Below are 16,392 nucleotides of genomic sequence, written 5' to 3'. Positions count from 1 at the left end.
TGTCTTGACATCTGAGAGATGGATAGTTCAGAGTGGTGCGGTATTTGAAGCGCTTCAAATAAATCTTTCATTTTATATGCTGACAGGAGTTTCCGATGAATCGACTTGTCTCTATTGCTACACCGAGCAGCTTGCTCTTAGCCACCCTAATTCTTTCCTCTGTTTCCTATGGACAGGATAAAGACCTTACCAGAAGCTACACCTGGAAGCCGGTACAGATTGGATCCGGTGGGTTCGTTCGCGGCTTTGCCGTTCATCCCAAAGACCCCAACACTCGTGTCGCTCGAGCCGATGTGGACAACATTTACCGCTGGGACGCGGCCACGGGAGCATGGGCTCCCTTGAAAATAAGCAGTGCGTTCTCTTCGGAGATTACGGGTGCTCCTACCTCTGGAGTCGAGGGCGCAGTCGCTTTGGATCCGAATGATCCCAAGGTGATTCTTGTGGCTTACTCCTTTACCCGGTCTTCTGATATTGCCAATACAAATCCCTCCATTAACATGAATGTCTATCGCAGCATCGACAGTGGCGCGACTTTTACCGCCAGCAATCTCTCGCTCACAACTAGTCTGTCGGGTGAGACGCGTGGAGAGAGGCTTGCGATCGACCCAACCAACAGCAATCTCGTCTACTTCGGAACTCCGGGCAACGGCCTTTGGCGCAGTCTGGATGGTGGCCTCCATTTCGAAAGCATCACGGGCAACGGAGCCCCTTCGGCCTCTACCGATGTCGCTCTGCCGCGCTTTGATCCGAATTGCGGCACGGCCTCTCTTCTCGGCAATACGGTATCGAAGTGTGTCTTTCTCACTCTTACAAATGGTTCTATCCTCCGCAGTAGCGATGGCGGAAAAAGCTTCAAGAACATCAGTGCCGGGCAGCCTGTTGACGGTTCACCGGGCTTTACAACGATCGATTCCAATGGCTCGCTTTGGACAACTGACGGACGGAGCGCCAATGTCTACCGGTATACCCGCGCTGGGATTTGGACGACCTTCACGACCCCGATCAGCTCAATAGGGGGTATCGCGGTCGATCCGTCGAACCCGCGACGAATCTTCGTTATAAGCGGCAGCGGCGCGTTGGCCCGGTCGACCGATGGCGGAGCGGTATGGACTAACCTGGGCGGAGTCTTCTTCTCAGAGTCTCAGCCGATCCAATGGCTAGCGCCGTCGGCGATTCGTCCTCAGCAACATTACCTTTCGACAGGCGGTATCTACTTCGACTCGAACGGTACCCTCTACATCCCTGGTGGCAATGATGGCGTCGTCTCGACAGTGCCGAACGATAAGACGGATGCGGCCGCAAATCCGCCTGTCTGGGCGAGCGCTCCAGGAATCGAAGAGCTTGTAGCGACCAACGCTGTACTGCCGCCTGGACAGCGCCCCATACTTGCCGGAGATGACGAGACGCTGTTTACGATCAATGACCCGGATCGCTTAAACGCTGATCATTATCCGATCGATCTATGGGGATACAATCCGGCTCTCGGCTACAACAACAACGGACTCTCAAGCGCACAGGACATTAACTTTGTCCCAAATCAGCCACGTTACATAGCCGTAGCCTCCGACAACTTCTTCGCTGGCGACCCTCAGAAGCAGCAGTTCTCCGGCTACTCTGAAGACGGTGGTCAAACCTGGAATCTCTTCAACTCGATTACCTACGGGACAAATCCCTGCATTCTCTGGGGCGGCACGATTGCGGTCTCTGCACGCGCAAAAGGGCACGTCGGCGATGCTGCTGGAGCCGACAATCTTGTGCGTCTACCGACAAGTCAGTTCACCTATGGGCCCGTCGCTCCTGCCCCTTTCTATTCGAAGGATGGCGGAGCTACCTGGACCCAAACGACCTCGTTCGACAATGCGGTAGACACCGCCTTTACTGGGCAGAGCTCAACGAAACAACAGCCATGTGAAGGAAATACAAACCAGTACACCTACATGCCACCATTCTGGGGCGACTGGGTAGGTGCTCTTGTGCAGCACTCCGTTGTCGCCGATCCTGTGAAGCCTGGCGTGTTCTATCTCAACCTTGCTGCCGGCGGCTTCTGGAAGAGCATAGATGGCGGCGTGACTTGGGCTCAACCAGCGGGCGCTTCAGTACTTCCGCTCAAGATGCACCACGGCAAGATGTATGCGGAGCCTGGGATCAGCGGGCATCTTTGGCTCGTTGATGGCCGCGAGGGCGCAACTGCACACGGGCTGTACCGTTCGACGGACGGAGGGAACACGTTTTCGCGAAATCCAAACTTCGACTTCGCTTGGGCGTTGACACTTGGCAAGCCGGCGGATGGTAGCAAACACCCTGCGATCTATGTGTATGGCTTGCATCGCGGGGACGGGCAGTGGGGCGTATTCCAATCGGTTGATGAGGGGAAGACATTCAACCGCATAGCCAACTATCCGACCGGACTGTTCGACTATGTCACAACACTCGCTGCGAGCCAGGATATCTTCGGGCAGGTCTATATCGGCTTCGGTGGCAATGGCTATGCCTATTCGACCTACGAACCGTAAACGCATTTGCATTGTGGGTGCTCTCGATTGCGATCCTGGGAGCACCCGCTATCATCGACCTCTTTTCGGAACTGGAGCGGCAATTCACAGTCTCTGTTTTGTTGCTGCATATTGAGGTGTCTAAAGCTGCTCCTTCGAATTGTCCTTGATGAAGGATGCTTCTCGAGTTCCTATCTTCAAAGTCAGGAAAGTGAGCATAAAGATCCCTGCCGGTACGATAGTAAACAGAAACTTGATCCCGTCGAGGACATGACCCGGTTGAGTCGGTGCAGCCTGGAAGCCAAGATGTCCAAGACTGGAAGATACGAGTACGGCCCCGAGTGCGCCACCGAGTTTGAGACTTATTAGAGAGCCGGAAGCGATGAGGCCAGCTGTTCTGTAGCCTCCAGCTGCGTCAAGACGTCCAGGAAGTTCAGCGAAGAGGGAAAATAGTGCCGGAAGTAGTGTCCCAGTGCTTACTCCAAAGAGGATCTGCAGCAAGATAAGTTTCGGTAGGCGAGGGTTGCCCCAAACCGCGGGCGGCAAACAAAGCAGCGAACCTGCCATTGCTCCGAGGATTGCGATTCTTCGCGGCGGTAGCCAATTTTGCCGAAGATATGGCAGAACGATACATGCGGCAAGAGCCGCAATCGAGTTGCTGGCGAGTGTAAATCCAATCCATGTTGAATGGCCTGCGTTGTAGCTTACGTAGAAAGGAGTAATAGTCCCGCGGCAGGTAAGTGCTGCGAGAGAAAGCAGAGTAGCCAGCAGAAGCCGAATAAAACTTCTGCTGTGGATCACCGCTAGCAGTGGTCGCGCTGGCTTATTTATTGTCACCGGCAGTGGCTGAACGATCTCTCGCGTGCCGGCAAAGCATCCGATCAGCAGCAGAGACCCTATAACTGCATAAAGCAGACTCACGCGCTGCCACCCGAGAGCAGCGTGGCCTAGACCAAAGTGTCCAACCAACGGTAGGGTAAAGGATTGCACCAGAAGAACCGATCCTGCGGCGGCAGCAAAGCGTGCTGCAGAGAGACCTACCCGCTCTTTCGGATCGTTTGTGATTGCCGAGAGCAGTGCTGTGTAAGCAACGTTAGCCGTCGCATAAAAGGCTCCAAAGATCATTGCAGTCGCAAAAGCCCAGCGAACACCTTGGCTTGTCCCTACGTGGCGCTGCAGCAAGACAGGCCATGCCGCCGGAGCACTGAACAAGAAGACTGTCGCCAATGCTAGCGGAGCGGCCGCCCAGAGGAGAAAGGGACGATAGCTGCCGAATCGCGATCGGGTGCGATCTGCCCAAGTTCCCATCAGTAGGCTGCACACGAAGTCTGCACCTCTTCCGGCCAGCAGAACCGGCGTTAGCGCCCAAGCTGGAAGCGCGAATACTTCGGCATAAAAGTAGATCAAAAACGAATCGAACAGGACCCAGACTAGATTGAAGCCGGCATCTCCCGTCGCATAAGCAATTCGTAGCGGCCAGCGTGATCGCCGTACCTCTAAGAGCGGCCCCGTCATGTCGCCGTTGTCACGGCTAAAGGGCAAAAACGATATTGGAGTGGCGCCCGCAACCTCATTCGCGATACTGTGCAAAGAAGAAGTTGGAGGCGTATAAAGCGGTTCAAATGAATAAACCAAAAAAAACTGTGAGTCTGAAGTTTTTGGCTGAGCATTTGGGGCTCTCGCAAGGTACGGTCTCGATGGCACTCAGTCCTGATGTGGAATCGACCGGGGTTGCATTGAAGACTCGGGAGCGCGTCCTGAAGGCAGCTGCGGAGTACAACTACAGGCCGAATCATTTTGCGCGGTCCCTTTCTATCGGTCGAAGTAACACGATCGGTGTCATCGTTCCCGCCATAAGTGAGGGCTATTATTCCACATTGATCGCAAGCATCGAGTTGCATTTGCTTGAAACAGAGTATTTCTTTTTCGTCACGAGCCATCGCTGGAATAGATCGCTGCTGGAGCGGCTGCCGCAAACCCTCATGCGCAGAGGGGTCGAGGGCCTTGTCCTCATCAATACAGTGTTTGACCATGACTTGGGATTGCCCTCAGTCCGCATCGGCGGTAGAAAACCTCACGAAAACGCTACCAATCTATGCCTGGATGAGGAGCGCGGCACCCGACTTGCGCTGGAACATCTCTACCAATTGGGTCACCGCCAGATCGCATTTATGCGAGGCGAACAAGAAAGCACAGCAACTGCGGAACGATGGGCGGGGATTCGTAAAGCTGCTAAGGCGCTCGGTCTCAAGATTGACCCGGATTTAACGATTCAGCTCGAACTCGGCGACGAGAGAGGTTCGGCTCGCTATGGCTATGTGGGCTATCATGCAGCCAACGAACTTTTGGCCCGAAGGCGCCCATTTACGGCTCTGTTTGCCTATAACGACTCGACGGCGATGGGAGCGATGCGAGCCTTCCAGAGCGTCGGCTTGCGTGTACCGGATGACATCTCCGTCGTCGGTTATGACGATATCCCCGCATCCGAGTATGAACGTCCCTCCCTGACGACCGTGCACCAACCGCTCGACAAGATCGGGATGCTCTCCTCCAGCGTCCTTCTTGAGGCCATTCAAGGCAAAGCACAGCCGCCACTGATACTAGTTGAGCCCGAGATGCGTATCCGAGCCTCGACAAGTCAGCCGAAAGACGGCATACCTCGACAGAATAAGATCGGTAAGAGGCACTGAGTTGCTCATCCGCAGGTTGATTCGAGGCAAAGCTGATTTTCCTTGACAATCTTCTCCTTGCTTAGCTACCTTTTCGCGTGTGATTTGAAGCGCTTCAAATCCTATCGCATTTGCAAACCTTTGAAGGAGCGCCCGCATGTTCGCAACAAACAGAATGATCCGAAGCCAAATACAGCTTCGACACCTCGCACTGGCATTAACCCTGTTTTTCTCCGCTTACTCTGCGTCTGCGCAGTTTACGAGCAATGTTCAGGGCACAATTAAGGATCCATCGGGGTCTGTTGTGCCCAATGCCACCGTAATATTGACCAACACGGACACCAACATAAGTCAGACATCAACGTCCAGTCCTTCAGGTCAGTACTACTTCAACCGGCTGCCCCCCGGACCGTACCGGGTCACGGTAGAGGCTAAAGGATTCGCCAAGACCGTTCGAGACGCACAACTTACCACGGAACAAACAGCTGGCATCGATATCCAGGTCGCAATCAACGGTACCAATGACACTGTGACAGTTTCAGCCGAGGATAGCCACGGCTTGAACCTGGACGAAACCCGTCTGCAATACACCTTGAGCGCCCGTGAGATCGAAGAGTTCCCACTCCAGAATCGTTCCACGTTGAGCTTACTGCGGTCCGCGCCAGGAGCGACGGGCATCGATGAGGGACAGGTAAATATCCCCGTCAACCGCACCACTTCTGGGGAGAGCGCAAACGGCCGTTCCAACGCTGGCAACTTATATCTGCTCGACTTTATTCCGGTCAATAGTCAGATCGGCGGCTTCACGCAGACAGATACAAACGGTGCAGGCCCAGGAGCTGTCACGATCGTTCCACACCCGGACATGGTCCAGGAGATTGCGCTTCAGACGACGACCTTCTCCGTCGAGAATGGAACGAGCAGCGGCATCCAGACCAGCATTACTACAAAGTCCGGTGCAAATAAATTTCACGGCGATGCGGACTACACCTACACCGGTACTCCATTCGCGGCCGTGGCGCCCTTCGGTGTGAAGACGCCCTTCCGGAAACAGTTCGTCTCCGGTGCGCTTGGCGGACCAATTTGGAAAGATCGCACCTTCTTCTTTGGCTCTTACTTCAATCAGCAAGTCGGAACCCCCAACGCGGGCTTTCAGACCTACTACTCGAACGACTTCATCGCATGGGGGTTGGCGCACTATCCAAACTCTCAAAACATCGCAAAAGGGCTGGCGCCATTCCCTGCGGATCGGGCGATCTCGAATGCGCAGGTCACCCTCAGGGGCAGCGATGTGGACTCCAGTTGCGACCCCTCAGGCACCAGCGCTACGGTAATTCCGTGTAGCCTCGCAATCAATCAGCAGTCTCCCTTTGCCACGCCGCAGACGGATAATGGCGCCCAGTACAACTTCCGTCTCGATCACACCCTGCGCAGCGGGAAAGACCGTCTTTACGCAAGCTTCTTCCGGTTTGACCAAAACAGCGTCTCCGCGAGAATTCAATCCACCTACGATGGACAGACCCCAAGCACGGGGTATTACATCGCTGGAAACTACACTCATGAATTCAGCTCCTCGCTGCTAAACCAGGCAAGCTTCGGACAGACTCGTTTCGCCTTCAATTACGCGCCTACGGCACATAGCACTGTCTTATTGACTGTGCCTTACGTCAATGGATGCGGTGGATGCGGTGGCGGGAACGTGTCGCAGTTTCTAGAGACGCAGGCAGAGCACCAGACCTATGGCCGCGACACAGTGTCCTACGTCAAAGGCAGGCACAACATGACTTTTGGCTTCCAGGGATCCTATAACAACGAGTTCGCCGACCAAAGCGCGCTGTATGGCCGTGTCTTTCTGCAACTCAGCTTTGGAATTTATAACTTCCTGGACGACGTCACGAACGGTCAACAGATTTACACCTTATCGGCGCAGAACGGCAAGTTTCTTCCTCAGCTCTTCGGTGCTCAGGGAAGTCGCTTTGGTCTCTATGCGCAGGACGCCTGGAAGATCACACCTCATCTTTTACTCACTTACGGACTTCGCTGGGATGACTACGGTAATCCGGCCAGTTACGGCAAGAATGCTGAGCCGTACGCAAACGTGGTCCTCGGATCTGGATCCTCTCTTCAACAACAAGTCGCAAACGCATCCAGCGTCTCGGTTAGCAATGTGTACGCAAGCTCGCGCAACAAGAACTTTCTTCCGCGGGCCTCGGTTGCATATACGCTCCCCGGAACAAACAACAACACGCTGTTGCATGCGGGCGCCGGCCTCTATAGCGACGACCTGACCCTAACCCTGGTTGCCAATAACCTCCCCACACAACCGCCGACTCGCCTCTCCATCAGCCAATTCGGAATCACCACACCCTCGCTCTACGGCAACAGCACGGTACAAGGGCCTCCGGGAGGCAATCCTTACGGCTTTGTTCTACCGACAGTGCCTGTCTTCGGATTTTCGAAGAAGGGCGCTCCGCTGGACGCAAACGGGAACCCCCAGCCGTATGGCCTCAACGGAACCGATCCAAATGTAAAGCCGCAGAAGGCGGTCCTATACAACATCGGAATCGAGCAGCAGATGCCTGCGAAGCTTGTCTTCGGCTTGCTCTACTCGGGGTCCTACGGTTACGACCAGATCGTTCAGACCGACGTGAATACCTATCCTGGCCTAACCGCAGACCCGGCCAATCAGCGCTACAACACTGATTTTGCGCAGATCAAGTTCTTCAGAAACGCTGGTATCTCCAACTACAACGCACTCATCGCTACCGCGCGGCAAACTATCGGAAAGCTGACCTATCAGGCGTCCTACACTTGGGGTAAATCCCTCGGCGATCCAAATGTTTCCTTCACCGATCAGTACAACATTCATTCGCAGTACAGCAACCTGAATGGCGATATCCGCAACCGCTTCAGTCTCTCTCAGGTTTACGAAGTTCCAGCCAAGTTTCATCAGACCGCACTGAATGAAGTGTTGTCCGGCTGGAGCATCAACAATTCGATCATCGCTCAATCTGGTTCTCCGTTCTCCATCGCGACCACCTCCGGAGCGCACGACTACAACCAGGATGGTGTGCAATACGATCTTCCTGTCTATAGCGGCACCAAGCGCAGCTTTAGCCGTTCGGACGAACGACGCGCCGGCTATAGTCAAACCTCTGTGTTTGCTGGCGGCGCCGCAGACTTCTCCACTCCGTCTGGTCTAGGAGAAGGGCAAGGCAACAAGCAGAACACATTTCGTGGTCCTGGCTACTTTACGCTGGATACCGGCCTGAGCAAGAACTTCCAGATCAAGTGGTGGGGTGCGGAACACTCGACCTTCACGTTACGCGGCGAAGCTCTCAACATCCTCAACTACGCGAACTACGGTAACCCCGATCCGAGCTTTGATGACTCGACCTTAGGCTACGTGCAAACAGCGCATCAGGGCCGAATCATTCAACTGGGCGGTCGGTTCCAGTTCTAGTCGTTTTCACCAGACCTCTGCAGATGGGCGGCTTCACGAGACTCATCTGCAGGGATCGGCTGTCCAAATCATCGCTACCAGGGAGTCTGTACGAATAGCGTCCTGATCCGCCGGGACAGACTTGAAGCCCAACTTCTCCGCGGGTTGTCTAACCGAACTTTCAGCCCTGTTGCGGTTGCTTATGCACTTAAGCATTTTCAGGAACGACTACAGGGTCGCTTGCACGAACTCCGTGAATAGACGGACAGCGCCGCGAACGGAGTAGCAGCACTTCAGGCGAAGCGGCAGGAATTGAAGATACAAGTGAATAGCGTAACCGATGCGATTGCGACAATCGGGCATTCGCATAATCTTTTGTCGAAATTGGCCACCATCGAAGCGGAGATAGGAAGGTTAGACGACCGTTTGGCTGAGATGAATCAGCCGCAAAGGCTGTCGCTGTCTCTGGAGGAGTTAAAAAAAATTCTCTGTTATCAGGCCGCTGAGATTTGCAGGCTTCTGCACGGCGATGTCGAAATTGCACGGCAGATTATGGCTAAACATATTTGGCAGCTTATACTTACGCCGAAGGAAGCTCCCGATGGTCCTCTACTCCAAGTCTCCGGGGACGTTGAATTATTCAACGTATTGGGAGACTCGGAGGAAGTGTGTAGCAGTAATGGTGGCCAGAGACGGGATCGAACCGCCGACGCCGGCCTTTTCAGGGCTGCCGGACAATTCAGCTAAGTAGCCCGGAATCAGCGGATGTACTTGAAGAGAAAGCATTTATGTTCGGTCGATTTTAGGACTGCTTGGGGCAAATTAGGCTGATTTGGGATGCGCATTGTTCGCGTATTGTTCGCGCGTCTCCAGAAGCATCGCCTCTTATCTGATTGCGGAACCACGTTGGGACGCTCTCTGCCTTCCGGTTTAGACGGGCGTCCAATCCGAATTGGACGGAACTCTAATCCGGATTAGACGCTACAATAATCCGAGATGGCCGATACCAATTTCCAGCTCTTTCAACGATTCTCAGCCAAACGTGTGGCCACTGCGCTTAAGGATACTCCCGTGGTCATGCTGATTGGCCCCCGCCAATGTGGCAAGACTACGCTCGTCCGTCAGTTTGCCGACAAGGAACGCGAGTATGTGACTCTGGATGATGACACAGTGCTCGAAGCCTCTCGTAACGACCCGGCTGGTTTTGTGCGTGGATTCGATTTGGTCACCATCGACGAAGTGCAAAGAGCTCCGGAACTTCTGAGGGCCATCAAACGATCTGTGGATAGCGACCGAAGGCCAGGCCGTTTCCTTCTGACAGGTTCTGCGAACATTCTCACTTTGCCTCAAGTCTCCGAAAGTCTTGCGGGCCGTATGGAGATCGTAAACCTGATGCCGATCTCCAGAGCCGAGATACTAGGCAAAGAGCCCACTTTCCTCAAAACGGCATTCAACAGCAAATTGGTAAAGCCAGGGCCAGATATCGTTGGGGATCAGCTTGTCCATGCGGTGCTGGTGGGCGGATATCCCGAGATGCTGCGGAGAGAAGACTCCCGGCGTCGCCAAGCCTGGGCACGCGACTACGTGAAAGCGATCGTACAGCGGGACGTGCGCGATATCGCGGAAGTAGAGAAGCTCGATCAGTTACCGCGGCTGCTCCAGACGCTTGCTCATCAGTCTGGGCAACTCACCAACTTCACTCAAATCGGCGGCCAGATCGGGATGGACGATAAGACAACGAGAAAATACATTGGCATTCTTGAGCAACTGTTTCTCGTGCATCGCGTCTCCCCATGGTTTCGTAATGAACTGAAGCGACTGATAAAGACCCCGAAACTGCATTTTGTCGACTCTGGGTTGCTCGCCGCCTTGCTGGCGTTGACTGCTGAGCAGATAGCAAAGGACCGTTCAACATTTGGTGCGGTGCTTGAAACATTTGTATTTTCCGAAGTGATGAAGCAGATCACATGGTCCGACGAAGGCTATACGCTCCATCACTATCGAGATAAGGATCAAGATGAGGTCGACATCATTGTCGAGGATGAGCATGGCGCACTGGTCGGGATTGAAGTCAAAGCGAGCGCAACGGTCCATGCGAGCGACTTCAAGGGGATGCGGAAGCTGTTGGATACCTGCGGTGATGGTCTGAAACTCGGGCTCGTGCTCTATGACGGAACGAAGGTCGTCCCCTTCGGGGACCGCCTCTTCGCTGCTCCTATGTCTTGCCTATGGGCTTGACTCACTCCATGCCATGGAATGAATACCAAGCTAAAATACAAAAAAAAGACTTACAGGCCGGAAGAGTCGGCAAAACCGGCCCAATGGGAGGTATTTGGGACAAAGATGCGACAAACTTTTGCCAAGCGGAGCACCGGACTAGGCCGTGGGGGCCAGCTCGATTATCCCTTTGCCGCTATCGGCAAAGGCACGATCTAACCAACCTTTCCTCGCAACAATCGAAGGTGCCATATTTCGGAGGAACGATGTCCAAATCGCTTCAAACTCCGCCGGACTACGCCGATGTGTATCTCCACGATCAGCAAGCTGGACTGCTGATCGTGGACCTCAAGAACTTTGACAGCGTTATACCACTGTAGGCGCGCGCTCTGGGAGGGCAGGATAGCGTGCCACTCCGACTGCTAACGAGATCGCGCCGTGTCGAGGGTAATCGGGACGCCAATCAATCAACGAGGATAACGACTTTCCCAATGCTCTTGCTAGATTCGGAAAACTCATGCGCCTCCTCGATCTGGTCAAGGGTGAATCGGGCTGCGATTGTGGTCTGCAGCCAACCCTCCTGAAGTCCTCTGTTTGTTGCTTCAATCGCAAGTTGGTGGGCTTCGGAGCTCATGTTGTAGACGAAGATGAATCGAATTGTGGCGCCTAGTCTGAGCAACGGAAAGAAAGACAGCGTTGGTTCTGGTTTCGCATCCGAGCTGTAGGTCGCGATCACGCCGTTCTCTTTGAGCACCTTCATCGTGGTGTCGAGGTTGGCTCCGAAAGCAACGTCAATTACGCGATCTATGATTCGCTCGTTTGCTCTCCCGACCCACTCCCCTAAGCGAGTAACCTGATCCTCCCTGGTTCGGTCGATGATGACGTCCGCGCCGGCGGCTCTGGCAATAGCGACTTGCCTCTCGTTACTCACGGTAGTAAAAACGGTGGCACCGCCATGTTTAGCAAACTGGATCGCATGAGCGCCAACAGCCCCTGCTCCGCCGGTTACTAGCACCTTCAGATCATTTACCGGACCATCCGCATAGACACAACGATGGGCCGTGAGAGCGGGGACGCCCAGGCATGCTCCGATCTCGAATGGGACAACGTCTGGAAGGTAGACTGCGTTAGCACTTGGGACAGCAACATATTCTGCAGCGCAACCGGTTCCACCCGAATAGAGAGCTTCGTACATCCATACACTCTCCCCGATCCGTGACGGAGAAATGCCGTCTCCGACGGCTTCAATTACTCCAGCACCGTCTTGATGGGGGATGATCCGCTCCACTCCGACTGGCAAGGGAATACCTGTCCGGGCCTTGGTATCGGATGGATTCACCCCAATCGCGTGAACACGAACGAGCACCTGACCCGGCCCGGCTTCCGGTTTCTCTAGATGACCCACTTGCAGTACGTCTCTGGCACTGCCGTTCTTCGTGTACCAAGCTGCTTTCAAGAAGGCTCCTTCTGCTCTTCGTCGACGCGTTCAAACATGAGTACCCTATCTGGCAACTCCTGGAACAGGCCCATCAAGCCGTCATATAGGGCGAACCGGATCTAGTCGAAAGCGCCCTTGTGAGACGCACCCGACTCAGAAGCCCGGCTGTTGGCAGCCGAACCCCTAAGCACGAAGGTTGCGCGGGTTGCTTGAAAATTCCTCTTACACGATCACAACCGGGCTGCTGCCCGCCAGCAGATGGTGAAGCTGCAGAGCGTATTCAGACGCTGAGTATTGGCTCTGCCCAGTGACGAGCCTTCCGTCAACAATGACGCGAAGCCCATTCGGCTCAGCGCAGCTGTAGATCGCACCGGCTTGTTCCAAAATCGGCTGAGGGTAGTTCGGCAGGAAGTTCTTGCCGAAGAACTTCTCTAACTCCACGTCTTCGGCGAGGGAGTAGCCCGTTACCTGACGTCCCTTGATCCGCTCAGGGTTGTTCCCGAGAGAGATCGCACCGTGGCAAATTGCACCGACTACCTTCCCGGCAGCGAAGAAATGCTCCAGTGTTTTGGCAACGTCCGGATTTGGATAGAGGTCAACAGCTGCGCCACCACCACCGGCCACATGCACTGCGTCGTAGCTGGTCAGATCCAAGCCTGCCAGCGGCAGAGTCGTTTCAAGTTTTGCCACCAGAGCCTTATCGGAGAGGAAGCCCTTGCTGACGATGTCATTGGCCTCTTGTGAGTTCGGATCGTAGGGATCGCTCGCTGCGAACCACGTCAGCTTGCCGCCTTTGGGGCTCGCGATGTCGATCTCGACGTCGCGTTCGCTCAGATGCCAATAGGGATGAGTGAGCTCCGCCAACCACAATCCATGCTCAACGCTTGTTGCGATAAAAAGGACTTTCATGTGTTCTCCATGATTCTGATTTGTTGCAGCCTGCACCTGATCGTGCGAAGCTGACCGAGAGGCGCACATGTCCACTCACTTCATATATTGAAGAGACATACATGCCTTGTCAACAACCCTCGAAAGAGTGGAAACATGCCACTCTAAAGAACTACTGTGCAAAACCACAACTTTCTCAATCGTTTCCACAACGCGGCGCATCCCATTGCATATGTAGTCACTTTAGTTTTGGAAGGAACACTCAATGAGGAAATTGGAAGGCAAGGTCGCCGTTGTTACTGGAGCATCAAAGGGTATTGGTGCGGCTGCAGCTAAATGTCTGGCAGCCGAGGGAGCTTCGGTGGTTGTCAATTACCACACCAGCAAAGAAGGGGCAGATCAAGTCGTTGCGGCCATTGTGGCGTCAGGAGGAACCGCAATTGCCGTGGGTGCCGACGTTTCCGATGAAAAACAGATCGCAGAGCTGTTTCAAAAGACGAAGGCAGAATACGGTCACCTCGATATTCTCGTGAATAATGCTGGGGTTTATGCTTTCGGTCCGATCGAGGAAGTGACCGCCGCTAAGTATCATCACGAGCACAACCTGAATGTCTTGGGGCTAATTCTGACCACGAAGGCAGCTCTTCCTCTCTTCCCAGCAGAGGGGGGAAGCATTATCAATATCGGCTCCCGCGTAAATTCCGTGGCTCCGGCGAACTCACTTATTTCTTCCGCCAGCAAAGCTGCCGTGGACGCGATCACGAAAGTACTGTCTAAGGAGCTCGGCCCGCGCAAGATCCGCGTCAACTCGCTCAACCCAGGTGTAATCACGACCGAAGGATTCATAGCAGCGGGTCTCAAGGACAGCCCGATGCAAAAGCACTACGTCTCGATCACGCCGCTCGGTCGTATGGGCGAGGTGGACGATGTTGCATTGCCCGTCGTCTTCCTGGCGTCGGATGACTCTCGTTGGATCAGTGGCGAGTTGATTCTCGTCGCGGGTGGCGAATAGGTCGCTCAATGCTTGCTGCGCTTTTCGCCGCAAGCACAAGCAACTGTCCGTGACTTGGTCGCGGACTTCACAGTGAGCTCACGATAAAGAGGTGATTCCCGATGTCAGCATCAACTAAACATGCCGTGTCTGAATACTTTGCGGCCATCCGTGCGATGGATGTTGATCGCCTTATGACGGCATTTAGTCCGAACGCGGAGCTATACGACCCCGTCGGAACTCCGCCGAAGATCGGCGCAGAAGTCATTCGCGCCTTTTTTGCGCAAACATTCTCCAGCTTTCAGCTCGTAAGCTTGACTGAAAACAATGTCTACATAATCGGTGAGATTGCGGCGGTCAAGTGGACTGGAAGGGCCGTTGGTCCGAGCGGGAGTGCGTGTGATTTCGACGGAATCGACGTATTGCATTGTACGGAACAAGGGAAGATTGAGCTTGTACGAGCATTCTGGGATCCGACCTCTGTGATGGCTCTCCTGCAACCATAATCGCATCTCTTCCGGCCCCCATCCATTGAACGTTGGTCGACATATTGGAACTTAACAGATCGTTCGGCACATTAGGGAGTTTGACCATGAGCACGTTGGCAGGAAAAGTTGCGGTTGTTACAGGTGCATCCAAAGGCATCGGCGCAGGCATAGCAAAGGCGCTCGGAGCGGCTGGGGCTTCTGTTGTCGTGAATTACGCATCCAGCAAGTCGGGTGCTGAAGTAGTGGTGGAGGCAATTGTGAAGGCCGGTGGCAAGGCTGTTGCCGTCCAGGGTGATGTGAGCAAGCCGGTCGAAGCACAAGCAATCGTTGATGCCGCAGTTAAGAACTTTGGCAAACTCGATATCTTGGTAAACAACTCGGGCGTATATGAGTTTGGTCCGATCGACGTCATCACTCCTGAACACTTCCACAAGCAGTTCGACATCAATGTGCTTGGCATTCTGCTGGTCACACAGGCCGCGGTTAAGCACATCGGCAAGGGAGGGAGCATTATCAACATCGGCTCGGTAGTAAGCCGCATCACGCCCGCAGGCAGCTCTGTGTATTCGGCCACCAAAGGAGCAGTAGATGCCCTGACCGGTGTTCTCAGTAAAGAGCTTGGCGGTAAGGGCATTCGCGTGAATGCACTGAACCCTGGTTTAATCGAGACCGAAGGCACGCATAGCGCGGGGTTTATCGGCTCGGACTTTGATAAAGAGCATGTGGCCTCCGTTCCATTGGGCCGGATTGGACAGCCGGATGATATTGCCGATATCGCTGTATTTCTCGCTTCAGATCAGGCTGGTTGGCTCACCGGCGAGCTAATCACCGCCGGAGGTGGGCTCCACTAGTCACAGGACGAGGGGATGCGAGAAACACCGGCCCTCCCGGCTGAAAGCCTCGCGTCCTCTTCGTCAACGGCGTCCGCCTGAGACAAGTAGACTCTCTCCGGTGATGAAGCTGGACTCTTCCGAGGCAAAAAAAACGACTGCTGCGGCAACATCCTGCACCATCCCATTGCGGCGCAGGGGCGTCTGCTCCAATATTTCCTGAAGCAGATCTGCGCCGAATGTACCGAGCTTCTGCACACCGTCGGTAGGAGTCAGACCAGGATTCACAGTATTGAAACGAATCTGGCGGTCGGCATGTGCCTTCGCGAGTGATTTCGTGAGAGCGTCAATGGCGCCCTTGGTCGCCGAGTATACAGGTGCCAGGGCGGAAGGACAGACGCTGACCACGGAGCTGATGTTTACGACACTGCCACCCAGTTTCTTCAAATGCGGGAGAGCCGCCTGAGTCACCAGAATCGTTCCCAACACATTCAGATTGAAGAGCCTGTGGAAGTGGTCCTCTGTTACGGATTCTAATGCGACGAATTCGTATGCCCCAGCATTGTTGACTAGAATATCCAGCGCCCCGAAATCTCCGATGACCTGTCGCATCATGAGCTCAACTTCGTCTCGCTTTGTGATATCAGCGCGCACGGAGATAGCTCTCCCACCGGATTGTTTGATTTGCGACACGACAGCGTCAGCCTCTGGCATTGAAAATGGGTAGTTCACGGCGACCGCCGCGCCTTCTTGAGCCAAACGTCTCGCTATGGCGGCTCCGAAGCCCAGGGACCCACCGGTGACCAGCGCTATTTTTCCTTCAAGACGACTCATTCTCATTCCTTCGTCTGCCTTTGAGATCATTGCGCAAGGGCGGACCGGTGACGGTATGCTTGTTCAGCGGTGAGTTCTGCGGAATGCATCAAGGTTACAT

At 54.4% G+C, this 16,392-nt stretch carries 12 protein-coding genes; 8 read left to right on the top strand and 4 right to left on the bottom strand.

Annotated elements, in window-relative coordinates; translation table 11 throughout:
• The first annotated feature begins 95 nt into the window (after nucleotides 1-95).
• The gene (locus HDF08_RS00275; protein ID WP_179636467.1) at nucleotides 96-2,516 is read left to right on the top strand and encodes a hypothetical protein; all 2,421 of its coding nucleotides are present in this window, start codon (nucleotides 96-98) and stop codon (nucleotides 2,514-2,516) included.
• Between the two features lie 120 nt (nucleotides 2,517-2,636).
• Here HDF08_RS00275 and HDF08_RS00270 read toward each other — a convergent pair whose 3' ends face one another.
• On the bottom strand, nucleotides 2,637-4,037 hold the full coding sequence (locus tag HDF08_RS00270) for an MFS transporter (protein WP_179636466.1): 1,401 nt from the start codon (nucleotides 4,035-4,037) through the stop codon (nucleotides 2,637-2,639).
• 56 nt (nucleotides 4,038-4,093) lie between these two features.
• Between HDF08_RS00270 and HDF08_RS00265 the strand changes: the two genes are divergently transcribed.
• The 4 genes from HDF08_RS00265 (at nucleotide 4,094) to HDF08_RS00250 (ending at nucleotide 10,844) form a co-directional block, all read left to right on the top strand.
• Nucleotides 4,094-5,185: a LacI family DNA-binding transcriptional regulator gene (locus HDF08_RS00265; RefSeq protein ID WP_179636465.1), complete on the top strand. Its 1,092-nt coding sequence runs from the start codon at nucleotides 4,094-4,096 to the stop codon at nucleotides 5,183-5,185.
• A gap of 136 nt (nucleotides 5,186-5,321) precedes the next feature.
• On the top strand, nucleotides 5,322-8,627 hold the full coding sequence (locus HDF08_RS00260) for a TonB-dependent receptor (protein WP_306459652.1): 3,306 nt from the start codon (nucleotides 5,322-5,324) through the stop codon (nucleotides 8,625-8,627).
• A 303-nt stretch (nucleotides 8,628-8,930) separates the two neighbouring features.
• A complete protein-coding gene (locus HDF08_RS00255; protein ID WP_179636463.1) occupies nucleotides 8,931-9,353 on the top strand; it encodes a hypothetical protein in 423 nt (140 codons plus the stop codon).
• Nucleotides 9,354-9,602: 249 nt separating this feature from the next.
• On the top strand, nucleotides 9,603-10,844 hold the full coding sequence (locus tag HDF08_RS00250; RefSeq protein ID WP_179636462.1) for an ATP-binding protein: 1,242 nt from the start codon (nucleotides 9,603-9,605) through the stop codon (nucleotides 10,842-10,844).
• A 442-nt stretch (nucleotides 10,845-11,286) separates the two neighbouring features.
• On the opposite strand, the gene HDF08_RS00245 is transcribed toward HDF08_RS00250, so the two are convergent.
• Together HDF08_RS00245 and HDF08_RS00240 are read right to left on the bottom strand one after the other, a co-directional pair.
• Nucleotides 11,287-12,279: an NADPH:quinone reductase gene (locus tag HDF08_RS00245; RefSeq protein ID WP_179636461.1), complete on the bottom strand. Its 993-nt coding sequence runs from the start codon at nucleotides 12,277-12,279 to the stop codon at nucleotides 11,287-11,289.
• A gap of 204 nt (nucleotides 12,280-12,483) precedes the next feature.
• Nucleotides 12,484-13,170 carry a type 1 glutamine amidotransferase domain-containing protein gene (locus HDF08_RS00240; RefSeq protein ID WP_179636460.1) on the bottom strand — a complete coding sequence of 229 codons (687 nt, stop codon included), beginning with the start codon at nucleotides 13,168-13,170 and terminating at the stop codon, nucleotides 12,484-12,486.
• 244 nt (nucleotides 13,171-13,414) lie between these two features.
• Here HDF08_RS00240 and HDF08_RS00235 point away from each other — a divergent pair, with 244 nt between their 5' ends.
• From HDF08_RS00235 to HDF08_RS00225, 3 genes are all read left to right on the top strand, one after another.
• Complete coding sequence (locus HDF08_RS00235) at nucleotides 13,415-14,161, top strand: SDR family NAD(P)-dependent oxidoreductase (RefSeq protein WP_179636459.1); 747 nt, start codon at nucleotides 13,415-13,417, stop codon at nucleotides 14,159-14,161.
• A 101-nt stretch (nucleotides 14,162-14,262) separates the two neighbouring features.
• Entirely contained in the window at nucleotides 14,263-14,646 is a 384-nt protein-coding gene (locus HDF08_RS00230; protein WP_179636458.1) for a nuclear transport factor 2 family protein, read from the top strand.
• Between the two features lie 86 nt (nucleotides 14,647-14,732).
• A complete protein-coding gene (locus tag HDF08_RS00225) occupies nucleotides 14,733-15,479 on the top strand; it encodes an SDR family NAD(P)-dependent oxidoreductase (RefSeq protein ID WP_179636457.1) in 747 nt (248 codons plus the stop codon).
• A 63-nt stretch (nucleotides 15,480-15,542) separates the two neighbouring features.
• Here the strand turns inward: HDF08_RS00225 and HDF08_RS00220 are convergent, their stop codons facing one another.
• The gene (locus tag HDF08_RS00220; protein WP_179636456.1) at nucleotides 15,543-16,292 is read right to left on the bottom strand and encodes an SDR family NAD(P)-dependent oxidoreductase; all 750 of its coding nucleotides are present in this window, start codon (nucleotides 16,290-16,292) and stop codon (nucleotides 15,543-15,545) included.
• Nucleotides 16,293-16,392: the final 100 nt, after the last annotated feature.

This window comes from Tunturiibacter empetritectus (assembly GCF_013410875.1).
GTDB classification, from domain to species: Bacteria; Acidobacteriota; Terriglobia; order Terriglobales; family Acidobacteriaceae; genus Edaphobacter; species Edaphobacter empetritectus.
This window is presented reverse-complemented; position numbering and strand designations above follow the sequence as displayed.

Bases quoted from the DNA above. Each gene is read 5' to 3' on its own strand.
- HDF08_RS00235 (WP_179636459.1), top strand. From the start codon at position 13,415: ATGAGGAAATTGGAAGGCAAGGTCGCCGTTGTTACTGGAGCATCAAAG.
- HDF08_RS00225 (WP_179636457.1), top strand. From the start codon at position 14,733: ATGAGCACGTTGGCAGGAAAAGTTGCGGTTGTTACAGGTGCATCCAAA.
- HDF08_RS00250 (WP_179636462.1), top strand. From the start codon at position 9,603: ATGGCCGATACCAATTTCCAGCTCTTTCAACGATTCTCAGCCAAACGT.
- HDF08_RS00275 (WP_179636467.1), top strand. From the start codon at position 96: ATGAATCGACTTGTCTCTATTGCTACACCGAGCAGCTTGCTCTTAGCC.
- HDF08_RS00230 (WP_179636458.1), top strand. From the start codon at position 14,263: ATGTCAGCATCAACTAAACATGCCGTGTCTGAATACTTTGCGGCCATC.
- HDF08_RS00260 (WP_306459652.1), top strand. From the start codon at position 5,322: ATGTTCGCAACAAACAGAATGATCCGAAGCCAAATACAGCTTCGACAC.
- HDF08_RS00240 (WP_179636460.1), bottom strand. From the start codon at position 13,170: ATGAAAGTCCTTTTTATCGCAACAAGCGTTGAGCATGGATTGTGGTTG.
- HDF08_RS00220 (WP_179636456.1), bottom strand. From the start codon at position 16,292: ATGAGTCGTCTTGAAGGAAAAATAGCGCTGGTCACCGGTGGGTCCCTG.